Source organism: Lyngbya sp. PCC 8106, from assembly GCF_000169095.1.
In the GTDB taxonomy this organism is placed as follows: Bacteria; Cyanobacteriota; Cyanobacteriia; order Cyanobacteriales; family Microcoleaceae; genus Capilliphycus.
On record NZ_AAVU01000095.1, the window covers coordinates 1 to 2,285 of the forward strand.

The 2,285-nt window shown below is 39.8% G+C and carries 4 protein-coding genes; 3 read left to right on the forward strand and 1 reads right to left on the reverse strand.

The window, feature by feature from the left end; all coding sequences use genetic code 11:
- Positions 1–460 (reverse strand): phosphate-starvation-inducible PsiE family protein (locus tag L8106_RS28965; protein ID WP_009788147.1); only part of this gene is annotated, 460 nt, incomplete at its 3' end.
- A 519-nt stretch (positions 461–979) separates the two neighbouring features.
- Here L8106_RS28965 and L8106_RS28970 point away from each other — a divergent pair.
- From L8106_RS28970 to L8106_RS28980, 3 genes are all read left to right on the forward strand, one after another.
- Positions 980–1,198, forward strand: a complete 219-nt coding sequence (locus L8106_RS28970; protein WP_009788148.1) for a hypothetical protein — start codon at positions 980–982, stop codon at positions 1,196–1,198.
- A 140-nt stretch (positions 1,199–1,338) separates the two neighbouring features.
- Complete coding sequence (locus L8106_RS28975) at positions 1,339–1,722, forward strand: DUF2358 domain-containing protein (protein ID WP_009788149.1); 384 nt, start codon at positions 1,339–1,341, stop codon at positions 1,720–1,722.
- A gap of 42 nt (positions 1,723–1,764) precedes the next feature.
- Positions 1,765–2,285 (forward strand): TRC40/GET3/ArsA family transport-energizing ATPase (locus L8106_RS28980; RefSeq protein WP_009788150.1); only part of this gene is annotated, 521 nt, incomplete at its 3' end.

A 2,285-nucleotide genomic window follows, 5' to 3' on the forward strand; every position in this document is an offset into this window, starting at 1 on the left:
AGATTTGTTGTTCTGGGTCAATTCCATCAAAGGTAGGGGGTAGCCAAACCCTCGCCACCAGTAACAGGGTCAGTACCAGTAAAAAAGCACAGGTTGCTAAGGTTTGAGTCCAAGGGGTTTCTAGCACACCGCGAACAATAATTTCTCGCAAAACAGACACAATTGAAACTTCGACAGCGACTCCAATCGAAACTCGATGTTCTTGGAGATAAATAATCAGCAGGCGAAATAATTCAACGAGAATTAATAAATACAAGATGTCCGAGGTGACTCGTTGAAAATCGAGTGGGGGAAGCAAGGAGAGTACCATTTCTCGCAGTTGCATCACCATGAAACTAAATAAACCAACACACAACGAGATGACAATCAAATCTTGAACTGTTTCGAGAATCCGAATAATTCGACCACTATTGAGCCAACTTGATCCGTTTTCAGATGAAGATTTCAGGGATTTAGACATCTGCTTTTATCCTGCTTTTCGACTGAACCCTTATGATATAAGAATTGACTTTTATAATCAATCAAAATCGATACAGACTTATACAATTATTTTAAGGTACTCATAACATAAACTGACTCCCAATCAAGTAAATATACTTAATTTACAAAAATAAGTGTTTAACTTCAATCAATAATTTATAGAATTGCTAATTATTAAAAACGAGTTAAAAACAAGTAAAATACGCCATAAAAGTTTTAAAACACCTCTAGAATCTCAATTCTAAACAAAATAAATTCTGATTTTTAATTTTTGACTTCTGACTGCCGTTCAACAAATTACTGAACTGTAACCCAAAAAATGTTGCTCGACAGGGTAAAATGAAAACAATGACGCACTTTAACGAGATTTCAAGGGTTCTGTCCAGTCAGCTTTTGATTAAGCAACCTCAGATTTCCCCTGATGTACGTTTTTGTTTTGTGTAAAGACATCCTTTTGTTGTTCTTTTTTTTCAACCTTATTAATAAAGGAGTATTAGAAATGTCAATTCGCATTAAATTCTCAGACTATCAACGTTTAGCACAAAACCAACCCACCGTTATTGTGTATAGTAATCCTGAAGGGATCGAACCCGGTCAAGAAGTAGATGTCAACTTCAGAGGTTCGATCATTGGAGTCAGAATTATCGATCTGTGGAGAGCATCTCAAATGTCAGAGTGGTGTTTAAAAATCATTCCCACCCTACGCTTGAAAGCCTAACACTTTCTAGGTGAGGTTGAATTTATTTGCAACTTCACGGAAGAACATCACAACTTTTTTGAGCTTTGATTAGACAAATTGGGGCTAGTCACGGCTCAAAACTAACAGAAAATTGTGATCAAAAACAGGATAAAATAATAATGACAACGATTGACATTATCAAACAAGATTATCAACGATTTCCTGAAGATCAAACTTACAGTCTTTATACCCCAGACGTTTATTTTCAAGACCCCTTAAACCAATTTAACGGAGTCGAACGCTACAAACAAATGATTGGCTTTATCCGTCAGTGGTTTCTAGACATTCAGCTTGATTTACACGAAATCTCCCAAGCCGAGAATGTTATAAAAACCCGTTGGACACTCAGTTGGACAACACCGCTTCCCTGGAAACCCCGTGTTTCTATCCCCGGTTGGAGTGAACTCAAACTCAACTCAGAGGGACTCATCAGCAGTCATATCGACTATTGGGACTGTACTCGCTTGGATGTAGTTAAGCAAATATTGCCGAAAACCCGCTAAAGTTAAAATAATATGAACAAATTTTAAGCAGGACTTGACGAAATGCGCGTGATTTTAATGACGGGTAAAGGTGGTGTGGGGAAAACCTCAGTCGCCGCAGCAACAGGCTTACGTTGTGCAGAATTAGGTTATAAGACCCTAGTGCTGAGTACCGACCCTGCCCATTCTCTCGCCGATAGCTTCGATATAGAACTCGGTCACGAACCTCAGAAAGTCCAACCGAACCTCTGGGGTGCCGAACTCGATGCGTTAATGGAACTAGAAGGGAACTGGGGCGCCGTTAAACGCTATATTACACAAGTCCTGCAAGCCCGAGGCTTAGATGGCATTCAAGCCGAAGAATTAGCCATTTTACCGGGGATGGATGAAATTTTTGGCTTAGTCCGGATGAAACGCCATTACGACGAGGGCGAATATGATGTATTAATTATCGACTCAGCCCCGACTGGAACCGCGTTACGTTTACTCAGCTTACCGGAAGTGGGCGGTTGGTATATGAGAAAATTTTACAAACCGTTTCAAGGAATGTCAGCAGCGTTGCGTCCAATCGTTGAACCGATTTT

Excerpts from the sequence above, each read along its gene's own strand:
- L8106_RS28970 (WP_009788148.1), top strand. The coding sequence starts at position 980 with ATGTCAATTCGCATTAAATTCTCAGACTATCAACGTTTAGCACAAAAC.
- L8106_RS28975 (WP_009788149.1), top strand. The coding sequence starts at position 1,339 with ATGACAACGATTGACATTATCAAACAAGATTATCAACGATTTCCTGAA.